Origin of the sequence: Aeromicrobium massiliense JC14, from assembly GCF_000312105.1 — a bacterium.
Lineage (GTDB): Bacteria > Actinomycetota > Actinomycetes > Propionibacteriales > Nocardioidaceae > Aeromicrobium > Aeromicrobium massiliense.
Genome location: NZ_HE978636.1, coordinates 1,234,610 through 1,254,987 on the forward strand (window position 1 = coordinate 1,234,610; position 20,378 = coordinate 1,254,987).

The window sequence follows — 20,378 nt, forward strand, 5'->3', positions numbered from 1 at the left end:
CCGGCCGGTTGCCTAGGGTGACCGGCATGGACGTCATCGCCGAGTACGTGAGGTCGGGACTGGTCGAGAGCCGCCACCGGGGGGCCGTCGTCCGCGTCGAGCGCGGCGCCGCCACCTGGTCGGTCGGCGACCCGGACGTCGTCGTCTTCCCGCGGTCGGCGAACAAGCCGATCCAGGCGCTGGGCATGCTGCGCGCCGGCCTCCCGCTCGACGGACGCCTGCTGGCGCTCGCGTCGGCCAGCCACTCCGGCGAGGACGTCCACCTCGAGGGCGTCCGCGAGGTGCTGGCGCAGGCGGGGCTGGACGAGTCGGCGCTGCAGACGCCGCCGTCGTACCCGCTCGACCCGAAGGTCCACGCGGCGTGGATCCGCGCCGGCGGAGAGCGCGAGCGCATCCTCATGGACTGCTCGGGCAAGCACGCGGCCATGCTCCTCACCTGCGTGCAGAACGGCTGGGACACCGCGACCTACCTCGATCCCGAGCACCCGCTGCAGCGCACGATCACCGAGACCTTCACCGAGCTGACCGGCGGCTCGCCGAGCGTCGTGGGTGTCGACGGCTGCGGCGCCCCGCTGCTCGCCACGAGCCTGACGAGCCTCGCCGCCGCGATCGGCTCGATCAGCGGAGCCCCCGAGGGCACGCTCGAGCGCCGGCTGGTGGACGCGCTCGTCCAGAACCCTCGCTACCTCAGCGGCACGAGACGCAGCGAGACCGCGTTCATGGCCGCGCTGCCCGGGGCGATCGCGAAGTCCGGCGCCGAGGCGGTCTACGTGCTCGGGCTGCCCAGCGGTGTCGCGTACGCGCTGAAGGTCGAGGACGGGAACGACCGCGCCGCGGCGCTCGTCCTGGCCCGGGCGCTCGAGGTGAACGGGGAGGCCGCCGACGGTCTTCCGGGGCACGTCGAGGTGCTCGGCGGCGGGCGCCCGGTGGGGGAGATCCGTCCCGCGTTCTGAGCTTTGCATGCTCCCTGCTTGCATCCGCTAACTTTTGCAAGCACACTGGAGGCATGGCGAAGCTGTCGATCAACCACACGGTCGAAGGTCTGGGGGAGTACCTCCGCGACCAGCGGCGCCAGGCACAGCTCTCGCTGCGCCAGCTGGCCGAGCAGGCGAACGTCTCCAACCCCTACCTCAGCCAGATCGAGCGCGGGCTGCGTCGCCCGTCCGCCGAGGTCCTGCAGCAGATCGCGAAGGCGCTGCGCATCTCGGCCGAGTCGCTGTACGTCCGCGCGGGGATCCTCGACGCCGACGACAGCGGCGCACGCATGGTCGAGGACGCCATCGCCCTCGACCCCCGGCTGACCGAGCGCCAGAAGAGCGTCCTGCTCGAGATCTACCGCTCGTTCACCGGCGCGGACGCCAGCTCCAACGAGGAGCTGTCCGAAGCGATCCAGGCCGTCAACACGGAGGAAGCATGAGCATCACCGACACCATCAACGCCCAGCTGCGCGCACTCGTCGACGGCGTCGTCGACGCCCTGCCGCAGAGCCTGAAGAGCCAGGCGCTGAGCACCTACACCGACCTGGCCAAGCGTGGCGAGGACCTCGGCGCCAAGGCCGACGAGCTCGTCGCCCTCGCCCGCGGGCTCAAGGCGGAGGACCTGCGCAAGGCCGCCGCCGACCTGCGCACCAGCGCCGCGGCGCTGGCCACCGACCTGGACAAGAAGGCCCGCGACCTGTCGGCCGACGACCTGCGCCAGGCCGCCGCCGACCTGCGCGAGAAGGCCGACGCCCTTGGCGACGAGCTGGAGGACCGGCTCGAGGACCTCGCCGAGGACGCCCAGAAGCGGGCCAACGCCCTGATCGGCGAGGCGCAGGCCGTCGTCGCGCGGCTCTCGAAGCGCGGCGCGTCCACCGGCACGGGCGAGGGCTCGGTCGTGAGCGAGCCCGCCTCGCCGGTCTCCGAGCCGGCCCAGGCCGCTCCGGCGGCCACCGGTGCCACGAAGGCTCCGGCGGCCTCGGGCGCCACGGCCTCGGCCAAGAAGGCCCCGGCCAAGAAGTCGAGCACCGCCAAGAAGACCGGTGCGGCGAAGAAGACGGCCGGCGCGAAGTCGGCGGCCGCCGACGCCAAGCCGGCTGCCGGCGCGTCCGGCTCGACGCCGTCCGCGAAGAAGGCGCCGGCCAAGAAGGCGCCGGCGAAGAAGGCCGCGAGCGCGTCCGCCCCGGCCAAGAAGACCGCCGCGAAGAAGGCGCCGGTCAAGAAGACCGCGGCGCAGGAGGCGGCGGCGCGTGAGGCCGCGGCCAAGCGTCAGGCCGCGAAGCAGGCGTCCGAGTCCAACCCGGTCGCGGGTCCCCGCACCCCGTCGCAGAACGCGCCGGCCGCGCAGCCCGACGCCCAGGAGTGACCGCTCGCTGGGAGTGACGTGCTGCGGCGGCGCGACCGCGTCGCCGCAGCAGCGTCGTCCCCAGCGGGCCGGTCGGTAGGGTGTCGCCGTGAGCTTCTTCGAGGTGCAGGGCGGCATCGCCCTGGTGCTGGCGCTGATCCTGTTCGCGGTGAAGGCGTTCGCCCTCATCGACTGCGTGGCGCGCAAGGAGTCGGACTTCTCCTACTCGATGCCGAAGCGCAACTGGCTGATCATCCTGATCATCGCGCTCGTCGCGCACCTGCTGATCTGGGACCCGATCTCCATCCTCAACCTGCTCGGCACCGTCGCCGCGCTGGTGTACCTCGCGCAGCTGCGCGGCAGCCGCGTCTGACGTCGCTCGATTCGCACATCCGCCGAGGTTGACGTAACGTCCCTCGACGGCTCGTGCCGTCCGTCTTCCCGCGATGGCACGTGTGACGTGCAATCGACCTCGAGGAGACGTACATGGCCATCGCGCGCCCGACGACCGAAGCACCCACCGGCGGGGGGTGGCGCGACCGGATCGACCCCGTCGTCTTCGCCGTCACCGGATTCTTCGCGATCGCCTTCGTGGTGTGGGGACTGGTCAGCAGCGCCGGGCTCTCGTCCACCGCGTCCGACCTGCAGGGCAAGGTCATCGAGGGCGCCGGCTGGTTCTACGTCCTGACCGCCTCGTTCCTGGTCGTCTTCGTCATCTGGATCGCGGCCAGCAAGTACGGCCAGGTGCCGCTGGGCCGTGACGGCGAGCAGCCGCAGTTCCGCACGCTGAGCTGGATCGCCATGATGTTCAGCGCCGGCATGGGCATCGGCCTGATGTTCTTCGGTGCGGCTGAGCCGCTCACCCACTTCGTGAGCCCGCCGCCGGGCACCAGCGAGGCCGAGTCGACCGAGGCGCTGCGCACCGCGATGGCCACCACGATGTTCCACTGGGGCCTGCACCCGTGGGCGATGTACGCCCTCGTCGGCCTGGTCATCGCCTACGGCACCTACCGCGCCGGACGCTCGCAGCGGCTCTCCGCCGCCTTCTGGCCCCTGCTCGGCCGCAAGTCCGACGGCTGGTTCGGCCGCGTCGTCGACATCCTGGCCATCTTCGCCACGCTGTTCGGCTCGGCCGCCTCGCTGGGCCTCGGCGCCCTCCAGATCGCCGGCGGCATGCAGTTCGAGGGCTGGGTCGGCGAGGTGGGCGAGCCCGTGCTCGTCGGCATCATCGTCGTCCTGACCATCGCCTTCATCGCCTCGGCCGTCTCGGGCGTCGAGAAGGGCATCCAGTGGCTGTCCAACACGAACATGGCGCTGGCTCTGCTGCTGGCCGTCTTCGTCTTCGTGGCCGGCCCGACCCTGCTGATCCTCAACCTGCTGCCGACGACGCTCGGCGAGTACGCCGGCCAGATGACCGAGATGGCCTCGCGCACCGGCGCCAGCGGCTCGGAGATGGAGGAGTGGCTGGGCGGCTGGACGATCTTCTACTGGGCCTGGTGGATGTCGTGGACGCCGTTCGTCGGCATGTTCATCGCGCGCATCAGCCGCGGTCGCACCATCCGTCAGTTCGTCACGGGTGTGCTGCTCGTCCCGACGCTGGTCAGCCTGGTCTGGTTCGCCATCTTCGGCGGAGCGGCGATCGACGCCCAGCGCACGACCGGCGGCCTGGTGGCCGACGACGGCTCGGTGAACTCGAACACGAGCCTGTTCGCGCTGCTCGAGCAGTACCCGGCCGCGTCCGTCACCGCCGTGCTGGTGATGGCGCTCGTGGCGATCTTCTTCGTCTCCGGCGCGGACGCCGCGTCGCTGGTCATGGGCACGCTGAGCGAGCGGGGCAGCGAGACGCCGTCCAAGGTCACCGTCGTCTTCTGGGGCGTGCTGACCGGTGCCGTCGCGGCGATCATGCTGGTCGCCGGCGGGGGTGAGGCGGACGCGCTGAACGGGCTGCAGGCGATCACGATCGTCGCGTCACTGCCGTTCACCCTCGTCGTGGTGGCGCTGTGCCTGGCCATCTGGAAGGACCTGCGCCACGACCCGATCATCGTCCACCAGCAGCTGGCTCGCGCCGCTGTCGTGGACGCGGTGGCGACCGGCGTCGAGGACCACGACGGCGAGTTCGCGCTCGTCGTCGAGCCGGCCGACTCGGTGCCCGGTGACCACAGCACCGCGCTGGAGGAGGTCACGTACGTCGCCCCGCTCGAGGAGGAGGACGGCGAGGTCTCCGAGTCGACGCCGGTCGACGCCGACGGGACGGCCGACGCCGAGCCGGTCCGCTAGGTCCCGCGGAGCGAGACCGCCCGCCTCTGAGCGGCACCGCCCGCTCCCTGAGCGACCACCCGCTCCCTGAGCCTGTCGAAGGGTCCCCTTCCGCAGGCTCGGGGAGCGGTCGTGCGTCCGGCGCTCAGCGCGCGGGCAGCGGACCCATGCGCGCCGGCCGGAGCCAGCGGGTGGCGATCATCCGCATCGTGGCGATCTCGGTGTCGGGGTCGTAGTCGGGGTGCGTCTCGGTGAGCCGGCGGCACGCGTCCGCGAGGGCGACGAGCCAGCGGGCCGTCGCCTCGGCGCGCAGCTCGCGGTCGACGACGTGCGCCGCCTGCGCCGCCTCGACGTGCGCGGTCAGCGCCGGCACGTCCTCGTGGCCCCCGGCCAGCAGCCGGTCGACCTCGGTCCAGATGGCGTCCCACTCGTCCATGGGGCCATCGTGCCGCACGTGAGGGGCTGGAACATGTGTTCGAACCGGCGTACGCTCGCAGCATGGACGCGTTCTTCCAGGGATCCCTGCTCGACACCGCCTCCGAGCCCACGCTCGGCGAGCTCGGTGGCACGGTCGAGCGCACCGAGCTGAGCCGTGGCGCGTGGGTCGACGTCCGGCGCGACTGGGTCTCGGGCGCCGACGAGCTCTACCTGCACCTGCAGCAGCAGGTGCCGTGGCGCGCCGAGCAGCGCGAGATGTACGACCGCGTCGTCGACGTGCCGCGGCTGCTGTGCTTCTACGGCGAGCGCGACGCCTGGCCGCACCCGGTCATCGGCGAGGCCCGCGAGGCGCTGACCCGGCACTACCTGCCCGAGCTCGGCGAGCCGTTCGCCACCGCCGGGCTCTGCTACTACCGCGACGGGCGTGACAGCGTCGCCTGGCACGGCGACCGCATCGGGCGCGGCCGGAGCACTGACACGATGGTGGCGATCATGTCGCTCGGCGAGCACCGGCGGCTCAGCCTGCGCCCGGTCGGCGGCGGCGAGCAGATCGGATTCACCCTCGGCCACGGCGACCTCGTCGTCATGGGCGGCAGCTGCCAGCGCACGTGGGAGCACGCGGTGCTCAAGACGGCCAAGCCGGTCGGCGGACGCATCAGCGTCCAGCTGCGCCCCCGGGGGGTGCTGTGAACCGCTGACCCGCGTCGCCGGGGCTGGGAGGATGGCGTGGTGAGCGACCGTCCCCTGCCCCACTGGGGTTCTCGTGCACGCACGGTCTCGCGTGCCCTCGTGTACCCGCTGGGAACCCTCATCATCGGTGCGCACCTGCTCGACCTCGTGCTCGGCATCGACCTCGGACAGTGGCTGCACGACGAGTCGGACGCGAAGAACCCGTGGGTGCTCACCGGTGCCGTGATCTTCATCGGCTCCCTCGCGCTGTGGGCGCTGGCGAGCGTCGTGCGCGGCGTCGCCTGGGTGGCCTCGTCCCTGTACCGGGCCCGCCCGGCAGACGAGGCGTGTTGACCACGCTGCGTCCTGGGACGATGGCCTCGTGACGTCGTACGACCGAGCCCTCGGTGCCCTCACCGGGCTGGCGCTGGGCGACGCCCTCGGGATGTCGACGCAGTCGATGAGCCGGGCGCAGATCGAGGCCGACCACGGGACGATCACCGGGCTCGTGGCCGCAGGGCCGCACCAGCGCATCGCCGCCGGCATGCCGGCCGGGCGCATCACCGACGACACCGAGCAGGCGCTGCTGCTCGCGCAGCTGCTGGTCGATGGCGGCGGCACGGTCGGGGCGGACGTCCTGGCCGCCGAGCTGCTCGCCTGGGAGCGCAACATGGCCGCGCGTGGCTCGCTCGACCTGCTGGGTCCGTCGACGAAGCGGGCCGTCGAGCGGATCTCGGCCGGCGAGCCCCCGGAGCAGGCCGGACGCGACGGCGTCACCAACGGCGCCGCCATGCGCATCGCCCCGGTCGGCATCGCCGTGCCCGCCGAGCCGCTGGACGCCCTCGTGGACACTGTCGTCGCGGCCTCGTTCGTCACGCACGCGACCTCGCTGGGGCTCAGCGCCGCCACGGCGGTGGCCGCTGCGGTGAGCGTCGGCGTCGCCGGCGGCACGCTCGCGGACGTCCTGGAGCTCGCTCCGCGGGCCGCCGACCTCGGTGCCGAGCGGGGACGCTGGGTGGCCGGCGGTCACGTCGGGGCTCGCATCGCCTGGGCGACCCGTCACCTGCCGGCGCTGCCGCAGGAGCGGTGGGCCGACGAGCTCGACACCGTCGTCGGCACGAGCGTGGCCGCGCAGGAGTCCGTCGTCGCCGCCTTCGCCATCGCCGCCGCCGAGCCCGACCCCTGGGCCGCGCTGTGCCTGGCCGCCTCGGTGGGCGGCGACACCGACACCATCGCCGCGATCCTCGGCGCCGTGCTGGGCTCGGTGCACGGCGTGGGCGCCTGGCCTGCGGACGCGGTAGCCGTCGTGACCGAGGTGAACGGGCTCGACCTGGCTTCCGTCGCCGGCGACCTGCTGGCCCTGCGGGAGGCACGTCCGTGAGCCGACTGGTCCACGTGGGCGCCGTCATCGCCGACGTCGTCATGGACGTGCCCCACCTGCCTGAGCACGGTGGCGACGTACTCGCCACGACGTCCACGATCACGGCGGGCGGCGGCTTCAACGTGCTGACGGCCGCGGCGCGGGACGGCGTGGACGTGCTGTGGGCGGGGCTGCGCGGCACCGGTCCGTTCGGCGACGTCGTCGCGGCCGGCCTGGCCGCCGAGGGCGTCAGGGCGGCGCTCGACCCGTTGCCGGACCAGGACAGCGGCTACTGCGTCGTGCTCGTCGACGGGTCGGGGGAGCGGACGTTCGTGACGTCCTTCGGCGCCGAGACGCACCTGGACGCCGACCACCTCGCGTCGGTCGCGCTGCGTCCCGACGACCTGGTCTACCTCAGCGGATACACGCTCGCGGTGCCCGCCAGCGCGTCCCTCGTCGGCTGGGTCGAGCAGCTTCCGGCGTCCGCACGGCTCGTGCTCGATCCGGCGTCCCTCGTGGCCGACCTCGACCCCGGCCTGCTCGAGCGCGTCCTGCGCCGCACCTGGCTGCTGTCGCTCAACGCCCGCGAGGCGCGCGTGCTGACCGGCGCGTCCGACCCCGGCGACGCGTCCGCGGCGCTGCTCGGCCGGATCGCCGGCGGGGGAGCGGTCGTGCTGCGCGACGGGGCCTCCGGCACCCACGTCCGCGACGCGTCCGGACTGCGACACCACGCGGCGCACCCGGTGGACGCCGTCGACACCACCGGCGCCGGCGACGCACACACCGGCGTCGCCATGGCCGGGCTCGCCCGTGGCCTCGGCCTCGACGACGCGGTGCGCCGCGCGAACGTCGCCGCCGCCATCGCGGTGACCCGACGCGGACCCGCGACGTCGCCGGTGGCGTCGGTGATCGACGCGGCGCTCGCGACACGACAGGATGAGGCGCAGCCTTCCCCCGAGGAGAACCCATGACCCACCCCGAGCAGCCGCTCGAGCCGACCCGCGTCGAGCTCAACGGCACCAACGTCATCGCCGAGGACGAGCGCAAGGGCACGCCCCGCGACCTGTTCTGGCCCTGGACCGCGGCGTCCATCTCGGTCTTCGGGGTCAGCTACGGCTCGTTCGCGCTCGACTACGGGGTCAGCTGGTGGCAGGTCGTCCTGGCCGCGATCGTGGGCGTCGTCGGATCGGGCGTGCTCGCGGGCCTGATCGCGATCGCCGGCAAGCGGGGCTCCGCGCCGACGCTCGTCCTGTCGCGCGCGTCGTTCGGCGTCACGGGCAACAAGCTGCCTGCGGCCGTCTCGTGGCTGCTCAGCGTCGGCTGGGAGATCGTCCTGGTCTCGCTCGCCGCGCTCGCCACCGGCACCGTGTTCGAGGAGCTCGGCTGGGGTGGCGGCGACGCGACCAAGGCCGTGGCGCTCGCCGTCGTGGTGGCGCTGGTGATCGCCGGCGGCGTGCTCGGCTACGACGCCGTGATGCGCATCCAGACCTTCATCACCTACGTCGGCATCATCCTGACCGTCATCTACGTGGTGCTGGTGATCGACACGGTCGACCTGGACGCGGTGACGTCCCTCTCGAACGGCGGCTTCCCCGCAGTCGTGGGCGTCGTCATCCTCATGATGACCGCGACCGGTCTCGGCTGGGTCAACGCGGCGGCGGACTACTCCCGCTACCTCCCGCGCAGCTCGTCGGGCGCAGGCGTGGCCGGGTGGACGGCGCTGGGGCTCTCCGCCGCGCCGCTCGTGCTCATCCTCTTCGGCCTCCTGCTCGCCGGCTCGGACCCCGCGCTCAAGGACGCGATCGGGGCCAACCCCATCGGGGCGCTCGCGACGCTGCTGCCCACGTGGTTCCTGATCCCCTTCGTCGTCGTGGCCGTGCTCGGGCTCGTCGCCGGCGCGCTGCTCGACATCTACTCGTCCGGCCTGTCGCTGCTCAGCCTCGGTCTGCCGGTCTCGCGGCCGGTCGCCGCCGCCATCGACGGCGTGATCATGGTGATCGGCTCGGTGCTGGTGCTGTTCGTGGCGACCGGGAGCTTCTTCGACCAGTTCCAGGGCTTCCTCATCACGCTGGGCGTCCCGATCGCAGCCTGGGCGGGCATCATGCTGGCCGACCTGCTGCTGCGCCGGCGCGACTTCGACGACCTCGCGCTGTTCGACCCGGCCGGGCGCTACGGCGCGTTCCGCTGGGGCGCGATCGGCACGCTCGTCGTCGGCACCGTCGTCGGCTGGGGGCTGGTGACCAACACCTACGCCGGATGGCTGGACTGGCAGGGCTACTTCATGGGCGTCCTGGGCGGCAAGGAGGGCGACTGGGCCTTCGCGAGCCTCGGCGTCCTCGTGGCGCTCGTGATCGGCTTCCTCGGCTACCTGCTGCTCGAGCGTCGCGCGGTGCGCCGCCAGGAGGAGCGGGTCGCGTGAGCGATCCCTGGCTCGTCGTCGTCGACATGCAGCGCGTGTTCGCCGACGCCGAGGCGAGCCCGTGGGGGATGGGCGCCGACTTCGACGCGATCGTCCCGAACGTCCGCGCGCTGGTCGACGCCTACGAGGGACGCGTGGTGATGACCCGCTTCGTGGCGCCGGCCGAGCCGCAGGGAGCGTGGGTCGACTACTACCGCGACTGGCCGTTCGCCCTGGAGCCGTCCGCGGCCCCGTTGTGGGAGGTCGTCGACGTGCTGGCCCCGGCGACGGGCGTCCCGGTGGTGGACGCGCCGACGTTCGGCAAGTGGGGCCCGGAGCTGCTCGCGGCCACCGGCGGCTCGCGCCGGCTCGACCTGTGCGGCGTCTCGACCGACTGCTGCGTCATCACGACGGCCCTGGCCGCGGCCGACGCCGGCTGCTGGGTGCGGGTCGCGTCCGACGCCTGCGCCGGCGTGACCCCGGCCGACCACCAGCGCGCCCTCGACGCGATGGCGATGTTCCCGCCCCAGCTGACGATCACCACGACCGCCGCCCTCCTCGCCTGAGGGCACGCCGCGAGTCGGGGCGGTGAGCTAGCGTCCACCGTCCCGGGCGGGCGGTGAGCAAGCGTCCACGCTGCCGTCCATGGTGGACGCTAGGTCACCGCCCACGTGTCCAACCGTTGCAAAGCGTCCACCGTCGGACCGGCCACCGCGGGATTCCACAGGCGATGTCCGGCTTCTGCCCCGGCCACGGACGCGATGCTGACCTGGTGACATGCCAGCGCCGCGTCCTGTGCCTCCTGAGCTCCTGCACGGCCCGTTCACCTCTCGTCGTGCACGCGAGCTGGAGGTCAGCGAGAAGGTCCTGCGCGGACGCCGATTCCGTCGTCTCCATCCGCGGGTCTGGGTGGCGGCCGATCATCCCATGAGCGAGCGGGACGTCCTCCGCGCGGCGGTCATGGCGATGCCGGCTCGAGCGCGGATCAGCCACGGCTCGCGGCTGCGGCTTCTCGGCCTTCCGGTCGGCCCCGTGGCACCCGTGCACCTCACCGTCCAGGGCGAGCTCCACCTCGACCTGGACGGCATCGTCCTCCACCGCACAAAGGCCATGCCCCCGTGCGACGACGACGGCGTCACCCCGGCAGCCGCGTTCGTCCAGACCGTGTCGACGGGACGGATGATCGACGTCCTGGCGCGAGGTGAGTGGTTGCTGCACCGTGGGCACCTGACCCTGACCGAGATCTCAGAGATCGCCCGCGTCCATCCGTGGCGTCCCGGTGCGGCCGAGTCACGCGCGATCGTCCCTGCCCTCGACGGTCGCAGCGCGTCCCTGCCGGAGTCGCGGCTGCGACTGGTGGTGGCCGCCGCCGGGCTTCCCGTGCCCGTCCCGAACGTCGACCTCGTGGAGGACGACCGGGTCGTGGCGCGGTCCGACCTCGTCCTGGCGCCGTGGAACCTGCTGCTGGAGTACGAGGGTCGACAGCACCTGCACGACCCGGCGCAGTGGCGACGCGACCTGGCCCGCTACGCGGACCTCCGCGCCCGAGGCTGGACGTACCTGCAAGTCACGCACGAGATGCTGCAGCACCCGCGGGCGCTCGTGCTCCGCGTCCACGCTCTGCTGCGGGACAACGGGTACGACGGGCCACCGCCGCAGTTCGGTGTCCGCTGGTGGCGCCTGTTCAGTCCGGTGTCTGCGCGAGTCCCGTGGGCCGGTGACCTAGCGTCCACCGGCGGCCACGTCGTGGACGCTGCCTCACCGTTGCGACGAGTCGTTGGACGCTAAGTCACCGCCCAAGCGCCACCACCCTTCAGCCCCCCAACGCACGAGCCCGCCGATCCCCATCGGGGACCGGCGGGCTCGCGTGAGGAGCAGGCTCAGCGCTTGCGGGCGGTGCGGGCGCGCTCTCCGGCGTCCAGCACGACCTTGCGGATGCGCACGGCGGTCGGCGTGACCTCGACGCACTCGTCCTCGCGGCAGAACTCCAGGCACTGCTCGAGCGACAGCTTCTTCGGCGGGATCAGCTTCTCGAAGTTGTCCGACGTCGCCGAGCGGATGTTGGTCTGCTTCTTCTCCTTGGTGATGTTGACGTTCATGTCGTCGTCGCGGCTGTTCTCGCCGACGATCATGCCCTCGTACACCTCGGTGGTCGGCTCGACGAACATCGTGCCGCGCTCCTGCAGGCTGGTCATCGCGTACGCGGTGGCCGCACCGGCGCGGTCGGCGACGAGCGAGCCGCTCGGACGCGTGTTGATCTCGCCGAACCACGGCTCGTAGCCCTCGAACACGTGGTGCGCCATGCCGGTGCCGTGCGTGTCGGTGAGGAACTCGGTGCGGAAGCCGATGAGGCCGCGCGACGGGACGACGAACTCCATGCGGACCCAGCCGGTGCCGTGGTTCACCATCTGCTCCATGCGGCCCTTGCGGACGGCCAGCAGCTGCGTGATCGCGCCCAGGTACTCCTCGGGGGCGTCGATCGTCAGGCGCTCGATCGGCTCGTGCAGCTTGCCGTCGATCTGCTTGGTGACGACCTGCGGCTTGCCGACGGTCAGCTCGTAGCCCTCGCGGCGCATCTGCTCGACCAGGATGGCCAGCGCGAGCTCGCCACGACCCTGGACCTCCCAGGCGTCCGGACGGTCGGTCGGCAGGACGCGCAGCGACACGTTGCCGATGAGCTCGGAGTCGAGGCGGTCCTTGACCAGGCGGGCGGTGACCTTGGTGCCCTTCTCGCGACCGGACAGCGGGGACGTGTTCGTGCCGATCGTCATCGAGATCGCCGGCTCGTCGACGTGGATGAGCGGCAGCGCGACCGGGTTCTCCGGGTCGGCCAGCGTCTCGCCGATCATGATGTCGGCCATGCCGGCGACGGCGACGATGTCGCCGGGGCCGGCCTGCTCGCCGGGCTTGCGCTCGAGCGCCTCGGTGATGAGCAGCTCGGTGATCTTGACGTTCTGCACCGAGCCGTCGCGCTTCATCCACGCGACCTGCTGGCCCTTGCGCAGCTCGCCCTGCTCGACGCGGACGAGCGCCAGACGGCCGAGGAACGGCGAGGAGTCGAGGTTGGTGACGTGCGCCTGCAGCGGCGCGCCCTCGGTGTACTCGGGGGCCGGGACGTGGTCGAGGATCGTCTTGAACAGCGGCTCGAGGTTGTCGTTCTCGGGCAGCGTGCCGTCCTCGGGCTTCTCGATCGAGGCGCGGCCGGCCTTGCCCGAGGCGTAGACGACGGGGAAGTCGAGCGCGTCGTCGCTGGCCTCGTCGCCGAGCAGGTCCAGGAACAGGTCGTAGGTCTCGTCGACGACCTCGGCGATGCGGGCGTCGGGACGGTCGACCTTGTTGACGACCAGGATGACCGGCATCTTCGCGGCGAGCGCCTTGCGCAGCACGAAGCGGGTCTGCGGCAGCGGGCCCTCGGAGGCGTCGACGAGCAGGACGACCGCGTCGACCATCGACAGGCCGCGCTCGACCTCGCCACCGAAGTCGGCGTGGCCGGGGGTGTCGATGATGTTGATGGTGACGCCGCCGTCGGAGCCGGGGCCCTCGTAGCGCACGGCGGTGTTCTTCGCGAGGATCGTGATGCCCTTCTCGCGCTCCAGGTCGCCGGAGTCCATGACCCGCTCGGTCACTTCCTGGTGGGACTGGTAGGCGCCCTGCTGCTGGAGCATGGCGTCGACGAGCGTGGTCTTGCCGTGGTCGACGTGGGCGACGATCGCGACGTTGCGCAGGTCGGAGCGAGTGGGCATGCGGGTGGGACGTCCTTGCGTGGGGAGTGGGTTCCGCGACTGCGGGCCGGATCAAGTCTACGGGATGCCGCCGCGTGCGCGTGGGGCGCAGGCCCGGGAATACCTCGGCGTTCACCGATGTTCACCGCCCTGTCAGTGCCCTGCAGTAGCCTGACGCGCCCGCGGTCACCATCGCGGGACAGACCGAGCCTCACCAGGACGTGCCTATGACCAACCCCGCTGTGAACGCAGCCGACGACGACAAGATCACTCCCGACATCCTCAAGGTGGCCGGCGTCGTCGTGCTCGGCGCCATCATGTCCATCCTCGACATCACCGTGGTGAACGTCGCCCTGCCGACGTTCCAGGAGGAGTTCGGGGTCTCCGAGCTGTCCACGGTCGCGTGGACCGTCACCGGCTACACGCTGGCCCTCGCGGCGGTCATCCCGCTGACCGGCTGGGCGGCCGACCGCTTCGGCACCAAGCGCCTCTACATCACGGCGCTCGCGCTGTTCACGCTCGGCTCGGCGGCCTGCGCCACGGCCTGGAGCATCGAGTCGCTGGTCGCCTTCCGCGTCATCCAGGGCCTGGGCGGCGGCATGCTGATGCCCCTGGGCATGACGATCATGACCCGCGCCGCGGGCCCGCACCGCATGGGCCGGCTGATGGCCATCCTGGGCATCCCGATGCTGCTCGGCCCGATCATGGGCCCGATCCTCGGCGGCTGGCTGATCGACGCCGCCTCGTGGCACTGGGTGTTCCTGATCAACCTGCCGATCGGCATCATCGCCCTGGTCTACGCGTTCATGATCCTGCCCCAGGACGACACCGAGCCGAGCGAGTCCTTCGACCTGGTCGGCGTGCTGCTCATGTCGCCCGGCCTGGCGCTGTTCCTCTACGGCGTCTCCTCGATCCCCGAGACCGGCACCGTGGCGTCCACCAAGGTGCTGCTGCCCGGTCTGGTCGGCCTGGCGCTGATCGTCGCGTTCGTCTTCTACTCGTTCAAGCCGAAGCACCCGCTGCTCGACCTGCGCCTGTTCAAGGACCGCAACCTGACGCTGGCCACCATCGTGATGTTCCTGTTCACGCTGGCCTTCTTCGGCGCCCTGCTGCTCGTCCCGACCTACTTCCAGCAGATCCGCGGCGAGTCGGTGCTCAAGGCCGGCCTGCTCGTGGCCCCGCAGGGCATCGGCGCGATGCTGACGATGCCGATCGCCGGCACGCTGGCCGACCGCCTGCCGGTCGGACGCATCGTGCCGTTCGGCTTCGTGGGCATCATCGTGGGCATGTTCGGCCTCACGCAGAGCGCCGAGGTCGACACGCCGTACATCCAGGTCATGGCTTGGCTGTTCGTCATGGGCCTGGGCATGGGCGCGACCATGATGCCGATCTTCACCTCCGCGCTGCGCACCCTCGGCGCGCACGAGGTGGCGCGCGGCTCGACGCTGATCAACGTGATCCAGCAGGTCGGCAGCTCGATCGGCGTCGCGCTGATGACCGTCGTGCTGACCAACCAGATCAAGGCGTCCGACGCGGCGTCCGCGCTCGGTGCGACGCTCCAGGCGCAGGCCCAGGGCGAGGAGCCTCCGGCCGGTGCGCTCGAGGTGGCGCGCCAGCTCGGCGACTCGTTCCTCCCGACCGGGTTCAGCGAGTGGGCGGACGCGTTCTCGACCACCTACTGGGTCGCGACGATCATCCTCGTCCTCACGCTCATCCCCGTGGCGTTCCTGCCGCGCAAGCGCGAGGCGGGCCTCGACGACGACGCCGTCAAGGCGCCGATCGTCATGCACTGACGCTCGACCACGAGACGAGGGCCCCCACCGCGTGCGGTGGGGGCCCTCGTGCGTCCTAGCGGTCCAGAAGCACCGTGCGCAGGTCGAGCCGGCGCAGCAGGTGGTCGACCACCTCGGGGTCGGTGCCCACCTCGTTGCGGGCCAGCAGGATCTCGGTGCGGGCAGCGTCCAGCGCGACCTTCTCCACCGCCTGCATGGTCGACCGGGCCTCCCGGGCGGACCGGTGCAGCTCGTCCACGTCGTCGGCGGCCGCGTCGAGGATCCGCTCCAGGCCGGACAATCGGCGGCCGATCGCGCGGCGCTGCTCGGCGGTCAGCGTCGTCGCGGACGAGTGCGAGCGCAGGGTCTCGAGCGCCGCCTTCTGCGCGCGCCGGGCCAGCGCCTGCTCGGCCTTGCGCTCCTCGGCCTCGCCCGTCGGCAGGGCCAGCCAGCGCATGAGGGCCGGGAGGGTCAGGCCGGGCACCACCAGCGTCACCAGCAGCACCGCCGCGGCGCAGGTGATGATGAAGTTGCGCTGCTCGAAGGCCGACCCGTCGTCCAGCGTCACCGGCAGGGCCAGCGCGAGCGCGAGCGTCGCCAGGCCGCGCATGCCGCACCAGGTCAGCACCAGCACCTCCTTGAGCGACGCGGGTGCGAGCAGCGGGGTGCCCTCGCGCCGGGCGACCGCGTGCATGCCCAGCATCCACAGCAGCCGGACGACGACCGCGACGACGCACACCGCCACGACGCCCGGGATGAAGCGGGCGATCTCGCGGCCCTCGTCGGCGATGATGTAGCGCATCTCCATGCCGACCAGGCCGAACGCGACGCCCGTGGTCAGCAGCTCCACGACGTCCCAGAAGGCGCGCCGCGTGAGGCGCTCCTCGGAGTCCTGCGGACGCGCCCGCCGTCCGATCTCCAGGGCCGTGACGACGACCGCGACGACGCCCGACAGGTGCGCCTCCTCGGCGGCCAGGTACACCGCGTACGGCGCGACGAGCGTGGCCGCGCTGTGCGCCACCAGGCTCGGCACCGCAGCCGCGACCCAGGCGACGATCGCGGCCACGACGTAGCCGAGCAGGGCCGCGCCGGCCGAGCCGACGACGAAGGAGAGGGCGAGGTCGCCGGCGGTGAGGTCGCCACCGGCCACGGTCGCCGAGAGCGCCGCCTGGAACAGCACGATCGCCATCGCGTCGTTGAACAGGCCCTCGGTCTGCAGCGTCGTCACCAGCCGCCGGCGCATGCCGACCTTGCCGGCGACGGCCTCGACGGCGACCGGGTCCGGCGGGGAGACCAGGGCGCCCAGCATGAGCGCGGCCGGCAGGGTCATCGAGCCGACCACGAGCATCGTGGTGCCGGCGACGGCGAGCGCGCTGACGACGACGAGGGCGACGGCGAGCAGGATCAGCGTCCGCCAGCGCATCCGGAAGGTCGACCACGAGCTGCGCTGCGCCGCGGCGAACAGCAGCGGCGGCAGGAAGAGCGGCAGGATGAGCTCCGGCTCGACGTGGATCTCCGGGATGCCCGGCACGAAGGCCACGAGCGCCGCGAACAGCAGCATGAGGATCGGGTACGGCAGGCGGGCGCGCTCCGCGACCCCGACGAGGACGACCGTGCCGACCAGGAGTGCGACGAGCAGGGTCAGGAACTCCACGGGCGGCCTCCGCACAACTGGTTGACTTGCCGCAACGGTACCGAACGGCTCCCAGCCCGGCCGGGTCGCGCTCGGCCGGGACGCGCCGTCACGCGGGCACGGCTCGCCCCGCACGGCAGCGGGCCCGCGACCTCCGGGAGGTCGCGGGCCCGCTGCGTGGGGACAAGGTCAGCGCGGGGGCATGCGCAGGGCGCCGTCCATGCGCACGACCTCGCCGTTGAGGTAGTCGTGCTCGACCAGGAACGTCGCCAGCTGGGCGTACTCCTCGGGACGGGCGAGGCGCTGCGGGAACGGCACGCCGGCGGCGAGCCCGGCGCGGAACTCGTCCGAGACGGTGGCCAGCATGGGCGTCTCGACGATGCCCGGGGCGATGGTGTTGACCCGGATGCCGTGCTGCGCGAGGTCGCGCGCGGCCGGCAGGGTCAGGCCGACGACGCCGCCCTTGGACGACGCGTAAGCGGCCTGGCCGACCTGGCCGTCGAACGCCGCGATCGAGGCCGTGTTGACCACGACGCCGCGCTGACCGTCCTCGAGCGGCTCGGTCTCGGCGATCTTCTCCGCCGCCAGCGTCATGACGGTGAACGTGCCGACCAGGTTGATCTCGACGACCTTGCGATACAGCGAGAGGTCGTGCGTGCCGCGCTTGCCGAGGATGCGGGCGGACGGCCCGATGCCGGCGCAGCTCACGGCCACGCGCAGCGGAGCGGCCTCGGCGGCGGTCGCCACGGCGGCACGCACCTCCTCCTCGCTCGTCACGTCGGCAGCCAGGTAGGTGACGCCGTCGACCTGCGGGGCGTCCGCGATCGATCCGGGCAGGTCGAGCGCGAACACGTGCGCGCCCTTCTCGGCGAAGGCGCGGGCGGTGGCGGCGCCGAGGCCCGAGGCCCCGCCCGTGACGATGGCGGCGTTGCCGGTGAGCTGCATGTCTCTCCTGTCGGGGTGGTCAGCGCGCCAGGTGGCGGCTGATGACGAGTCGCTGGATCTGGTTGGTGCCCTCGAAGATCTGCATGACCTTCGTCTCGCGCATGTAGCGCTCGGCCGGGAAGTCCTTCGTGTAGCCGGCGCCGCCGAGCACCTGGACGGCGTCGGTCGTCACCTTCATCGCGTTGTCGGTGGCGACCAGCTTGGCCACGGACGCCTGCCGGCCGTAGGGCCGTCCGGCGTCCTTGAGCCGGGCGGCGTGCAGGTACGTGGCGCGGGCGGACTCGACGGCGGCAGCCATGTCGGCCAGCACGAAGGCCAGCCCCTGGTGGTCGATGATCGCCTTGCCGAAGGCCTCGCGCTCCTTCGCGTAGCGGACGGCCAGGTCGAGCGCGCCCTGGGCCACGCCGGTGGCGACGGCGGCGATGCCGAGCCGTCCGGCGTCCAGGCCGGCGAGCGCGATCGACAGGCCCTGGCCCTCCTCGCCCACGCGGCGCTCGAGCGGCACCCGCACGTCGTCGAGCAGCATGGTGGCCGTCGTGGACGACATGAGGCCCATCTTGTCCTCGGGCACGTCGGCGCTGAGCCCCTCGGCGTCCGCGGGCACGAGGAAGCAGCTGATGCCGCGGCCGCCGTCGTCGGACGTGCGGGCCATGACGGTGTAGAAGTCGGCCTCGCCGCCGTGGGTGGTCCAGGCCTTGGCGCCGTTGAGCACGTACTCGTCGCCGTCGCGGACGGCGCGGGTGCGCATCGCGGCCGGGTCCGAGCCCGCGTGCGCCTCGGACAGGCAGTACGCGCCGAGCTGGTCGCCGCCGAGCATGTCGGGCAGCCACCGCTCCTGCTGCTCCGGGGTGCCGGCGGTGAACAGCGGGAAGCTCGACAGCGCGTGCACGCTCGTGCCGACGCCCACGGCGGCCCACGCGGTGGCGATCTCCTCGACCACCTGCAGGTAGACCTCGTAGGGCTGGCCGGCGCCGCCGACCTCCTCGGGGTAGGGCAGGCCGAGCAGTCCGGCGCGGCCGAGCGTGCGGAAGACGTCGCGCGGGAAGGTGTGGCTGCGCTCGGCCTCGTCGACACGCGGACGCAGCTCCTTGTCGACGATGCTGCGGGTCAGCTCGACCAGGTCGGCGGACTCGGGGGTGGGCATGAGCCGGTCGGCGGGCATGCGGGCTCCTCTCGGCGGACGGTCGGCGCGGGCGGGCGCCGGGTGGGAGCGCGAGGCTCCCGCAGTGATACTAGGACGTCCTAGCATGCGTCCATGACCGATCCTCGCTCCAGCACCGTCGACGGCCTCGTCCGGCGCAGCGCCCGCCGCACCCCGGACCGCACCGCGCTGCACTTCCAGGACCGCGCCTGGACGTACGCCGAGCTCGACGCCGCGGTCAGCCGCACCGCGCGGCTGCTGCTCGACCTCGGGCTCGAGCGCGGCGACCGGGTCGCCGCCTACGGCAAGAACTCCGACGCCTACCTGCTCGCCTTCCTCGGCTGCGCCCGCGCCGGGCTCGTGCACGTGCCGGTCAACTTCGCGCTGACGGGGGAGGAGCTGGCCTACCTGGTGCAGCAGTCCGGCGCGCGGGCGGTGCTGCTCGACCCGGCCCTGCGACCGACGCTCGAGGGTGCCGGCCTGACGCTCGACCACGTCCTCGCGCTGCGCGACGAGGACGGCTCGTTGCTCGAGCAGGTGGGCGCCGGCGACGTGCCCGAGCTGGACGTCGACGTGGCCGACACGGACCTGGTGCAGCTGCTCTACACGTCCGGCACCACGTCCAAGCCCAAGGGCGCGATGATGACCCACCGCGCGCTCGTCCACGAGTACCTGTCGAGCATCACCGCCCTGGACTTCGCCCCCGGCGACGAGCCGCTGCACGCGATGCCGCTCTACCACTCGGCCGGCATGCACGTGTTCCTCGTGCCGTACCTGGCCATCGGCGCGACGAACCACCTGGTCGAGGCGCCGGTGGTGCCCGAGGTGCTGGCGCTGGTCGAGGAGCGGAGCATCGGCTCGCTCTTCCTGGCCCCGACGGTCTGGGTTCCGCTGGCCAACCACGACGACTTCGGCACGCGCGACCTGTCCAGCCTGCGCAAGGCGTACTACGGGGCCTCGATCATGCCCACGCCCGTGCTGAAGCGGCTGCAGGACGCCCTGCCCGGTCTGGGCTTCTACAACTGCTTCGGCCAGTCCGAGATCGGTCCGCTGGCCACCGTGCTGCGTCCCGAGGAGCACGCCGAGCGTCCCGACTCGGCCGGACGTCCGGTGCTGTTCGTCGAGACGCGGGTCGTTGACGCCGACGGGCACGACGTCCCGCCGGGCACGCCCGGCGAGGTCGTCTACCGCTCGCCCCAGCTGTGCGCGGGCTACTGGGACAAGCCCGACGAGACGGCCGAGGCGTTCACCGGCGACTGGTTCCACTCCGGCGACCTCGTCGTGCAGGACGAGCAGGGCTTCCTCGCCGTCGTCGACCGGATCAAGGACGTCATCAACACCGGCGGCGTGCTGGTCGCGTCGCGCGAGGTCGAGGACGTCCTCTACACGCATCCGGCGGTCGCGGAGGTGGCCGTGATCGGCACCCCGGACGAGCGCTGGATCGAGGCGGTCACCGCCGTCGTCGTCACCAAGGCGGACGTGACCGAGGCCGAGCTCGTCGCCCACGCCAAGCAGCACCTGGCCGGCTACAAGATCCCCAAGCGCGTCCACCTCGTGCCCGAGCTGCCGCGCAACCAGTCGGGCAAGCTGCTCAAGCGCGTCCTCCGCGACGAGCTCACCCAGGCCTAGCGCCGCCGCGAAGTGTGAAGGAATCGACCTGTCTAGCCGGAGAACAGGTTCATTCCTCCACACATCGCGGCGGACGCCCCACCGGGGTGAGGC

At 72.3% G+C, this 20,378-nt stretch carries 19 protein-coding genes; 14 read left to right on the forward strand and 5 right to left on the reverse strand.

Annotated elements, in window-relative coordinates; genetic code table 11:
• The first annotated feature begins 26 nt into the window (after positions 1–26).
• The 5 genes from HGAM_RS06295 (at position 27) to HGAM_RS18070 (ending at position 4,599) form a co-directional block, all read left to right on the forward strand.
• A complete protein-coding gene (locus tag HGAM_RS06295) occupies positions 27–953 on the forward strand; it encodes an asparaginase (RefSeq protein WP_019144628.1) in 927 nt (308 codons plus the stop codon).
• Positions 954–1,006: 53 nt separating this feature from the next.
• Positions 1,007–1,417, forward strand: a complete 411-nt coding sequence (locus HGAM_RS18060; protein WP_019144629.1) for a helix-turn-helix domain-containing protein — start codon at positions 1,007–1,009, stop codon at positions 1,415–1,417.
• Positions 1,414–2,343, forward strand: coding sequence for a hypothetical protein (locus HGAM_RS18065; RefSeq protein WP_019144630.1), 930 nt, complete (start codon positions 1,414–1,416; stop codon positions 2,341–2,343). The genes HGAM_RS18060 and HGAM_RS18065 overlap by 4 nt, the downstream gene beginning before the upstream one ends.
• 88 nt (positions 2,344–2,431) lie before the next feature.
• On the forward strand, positions 2,432–2,695 hold the full coding sequence (locus tag HGAM_RS06310) for a DUF2516 family protein (RefSeq protein ID WP_019144631.1): 264 nt from the start codon (positions 2,432–2,434) through the stop codon (positions 2,693–2,695).
• A 113-nt stretch (positions 2,696–2,808) separates the two neighbouring features.
• Positions 2,809–4,599 carry a BCCT family transporter gene (locus HGAM_RS18070; RefSeq protein ID WP_019144632.1) on the forward strand — a complete coding sequence of 597 codons (1,791 nt, stop codon included), beginning with the start codon at positions 2,809–2,811 and terminating at the stop codon, positions 4,597–4,599.
• A gap of 124 nt (positions 4,600–4,723) precedes the next feature.
• Here the strand turns inward: HGAM_RS18070 and HGAM_RS06320 are convergent, their stop codons facing one another.
• Positions 4,724–5,014: a hypothetical protein gene (locus HGAM_RS06320; RefSeq protein WP_019144633.1), complete on the reverse strand. Its 291-nt coding sequence runs from the start codon at positions 5,012–5,014 to the stop codon at positions 4,724–4,726.
• Positions 5,015–5,076: 62 nt separating this feature from the next.
• On the opposite strand from HGAM_RS06320, the gene HGAM_RS06325 reads away from it, so the two are divergent.
• From HGAM_RS06325 to HGAM_RS06355, 7 genes are all read left to right on the forward strand, one after another.
• A complete protein-coding gene (locus tag HGAM_RS06325; RefSeq protein ID WP_019144634.1) occupies positions 5,077–5,706 on the forward strand; it encodes an alpha-ketoglutarate-dependent dioxygenase AlkB in 630 nt (209 codons plus the stop codon).
• A 39-nt stretch (positions 5,707–5,745) separates the two neighbouring features.
• Complete coding sequence (locus HGAM_RS06330; RefSeq protein ID WP_019144635.1) at positions 5,746–6,039, forward strand: hypothetical protein; 294 nt, start codon at positions 5,746–5,748, stop codon at positions 6,037–6,039.
• A 28-nt stretch (positions 6,040–6,067) separates the two neighbouring features.
• Entirely contained in the window at positions 6,068–7,066 is a 999-nt protein-coding gene (locus HGAM_RS06335; RefSeq protein WP_019144636.1) for an ADP-ribosylglycohydrolase family protein, read from the forward strand.
• Complete coding sequence (locus tag HGAM_RS18075) at positions 7,063–8,016, forward strand: PfkB family carbohydrate kinase (RefSeq protein WP_019144637.1); 954 nt, start codon at positions 7,063–7,065, stop codon at positions 8,014–8,016. Before HGAM_RS06335 ends, HGAM_RS18075 begins: the two co-directional genes overlap by 4 nt.
• Positions 8,013–9,464, forward strand: a complete 1,452-nt coding sequence (locus tag HGAM_RS06345; RefSeq protein WP_019144638.1) for a purine-cytosine permease family protein — start codon at positions 8,013–8,015, stop codon at positions 9,462–9,464. The genes HGAM_RS18075 and HGAM_RS06345 overlap by 4 nt, the downstream gene beginning before the upstream one ends.
• On the forward strand, positions 9,461–10,009 hold the full coding sequence (locus HGAM_RS06350; RefSeq protein ID WP_019144639.1) for a cysteine hydrolase family protein: 549 nt from the start codon (positions 9,461–9,463) through the stop codon (positions 10,007–10,009). Before HGAM_RS06345 ends, HGAM_RS06350 begins: the two co-directional genes overlap by 4 nt.
• A 361-nt stretch (positions 10,010–10,370) precedes the next feature.
• Complete coding sequence (locus HGAM_RS06355) at positions 10,371–11,231, forward strand: hypothetical protein (RefSeq protein ID WP_019144640.1); 861 nt, start codon at positions 10,371–10,373, stop codon at positions 11,229–11,231.
• Positions 11,232–11,323: 92 nt separating this feature from the next.
• Here the strand turns inward: HGAM_RS06355 and typA are convergent, their stop codons facing one another.
• Entirely contained in the window at positions 11,324–13,186 is a 1,863-nt protein-coding gene (gene typA / locus HGAM_RS06360; protein WP_019144641.1) for a translational GTPase TypA, read from the reverse strand.
• A gap of 206 nt (positions 13,187–13,392) precedes the next feature.
• Here typA and HGAM_RS06365 point away from each other — a divergent pair, with 206 nt between their 5' ends.
• Positions 13,393–14,958: a DHA2 family efflux MFS transporter permease subunit gene (locus HGAM_RS06365; RefSeq protein ID WP_019144642.1), complete on the forward strand. Its 1,566-nt coding sequence runs from the start codon at positions 13,393–13,395 to the stop codon at positions 14,956–14,958.
• Positions 14,959–15,013: 55 nt separating this feature from the next.
• On the opposite strand, the gene HGAM_RS06370 is transcribed toward HGAM_RS06365, so the two are convergent.
• The 3 genes from HGAM_RS06370 to HGAM_RS06380 all read right to left on the reverse strand — a co-directional run bounded on the left by HGAM_RS06370 (position 15,014) and on the right by HGAM_RS06380 (position 18,677).
• Positions 15,014–16,591, reverse strand: coding sequence for a Na+/H+ antiporter (locus HGAM_RS06370; RefSeq protein WP_019144643.1), 1,578 nt, complete (start codon positions 16,589–16,591; stop codon positions 15,014–15,016).
• 168 nt (positions 16,592–16,759) lie between these two features.
• Positions 16,760–17,515 (reverse strand): SDR family NAD(P)-dependent oxidoreductase, encoded by a 756-nt coding sequence (locus HGAM_RS06375; RefSeq protein WP_019144644.1) that lies wholly within the window; start codon positions 17,513–17,515, stop codon positions 16,760–16,762.
• Between the two features lie 19 nt (positions 17,516–17,534).
• Positions 17,535–18,677, reverse strand: a complete 1,143-nt coding sequence (locus HGAM_RS06380) for an acyl-CoA dehydrogenase family protein (RefSeq protein WP_019144645.1) — start codon at positions 18,675–18,677, stop codon at positions 17,535–17,537.
• Positions 18,678–18,770: 93 nt separating this feature from the next.
• Here HGAM_RS06380 and HGAM_RS06385 point away from each other — a divergent pair, with 93 nt between their 5' ends.
• A complete protein-coding gene (locus HGAM_RS06385; protein ID WP_019144646.1) occupies positions 18,771–20,285 on the forward strand; it encodes an acyl-CoA synthetase in 1,515 nt (504 codons plus the stop codon).
• Positions 20,286–20,378 lie beyond the last annotated feature (93 nt).

Bases quoted from the DNA above. Each gene is read 5' to 3' on its own strand.
- HGAM_RS06295 (WP_019144628.1), top strand. From the start codon at position 27: ATGGACGTCATCGCCGAGTACGTGAGGTCGGGACTGGTCGAGAGCCGC.
- HGAM_RS18060 (WP_019144629.1), top strand. From the start codon at position 1,007: ATGGCGAAGCTGTCGATCAACCACACGGTCGAAGGTCTGGGGGAGTAC.
- HGAM_RS18065 (WP_019144630.1), top strand. From the start codon at position 1,414: ATGAGCATCACCGACACCATCAACGCCCAGCTGCGCGCACTCGTCGAC.
- HGAM_RS18070 (WP_019144632.1), top strand. From the start codon at position 2,809: ATGGCCATCGCGCGCCCGACGACCGAAGCACCCACCGGCGGGGGGTGG.
- HGAM_RS06320 (WP_019144633.1), bottom strand. From the start codon at position 5,014: ATGGACGAGTGGGACGCCATCTGGACCGAGGTCGACCGGCTGCTGGCC.
- HGAM_RS06325 (WP_019144634.1), top strand. From the start codon at position 5,077: ATGGACGCGTTCTTCCAGGGATCCCTGCTCGACACCGCCTCCGAGCCC.
- HGAM_RS06345 (WP_019144638.1), top strand. From the start codon at position 8,013: ATGACCCACCCCGAGCAGCCGCTCGAGCCGACCCGCGTCGAGCTCAAC.
- HGAM_RS06355 (WP_019144640.1), top strand. From the start codon at position 10,371: ATGAGCGAGCGGGACGTCCTCCGCGCGGCGGTCATGGCGATGCCGGCT.
- typA (WP_019144641.1), bottom strand. From the start codon at position 13,186: ATGCCCACTCGCTCCGACCTGCGCAACGTCGCGATCGTCGCCCACGTC.
- HGAM_RS06365 (WP_019144642.1), top strand. From the start codon at position 13,393: ATGACCAACCCCGCTGTGAACGCAGCCGACGACGACAAGATCACTCCC.
- HGAM_RS06375 (WP_019144644.1), bottom strand. From the start codon at position 17,515: ATGCAGCTCACCGGCAACGCCGCCATCGTCACGGGCGGGGCCTCGGGC.
- HGAM_RS06380 (WP_019144645.1), bottom strand. From the start codon at position 18,677: ATGCCCGCCGACCGGCTCATGCCCACCCCCGAGTCCGCCGACCTGGTC.
- HGAM_RS06385 (WP_019144646.1), top strand. From the start codon at position 18,771: ATGACCGATCCTCGCTCCAGCACCGTCGACGGCCTCGTCCGGCGCAGC.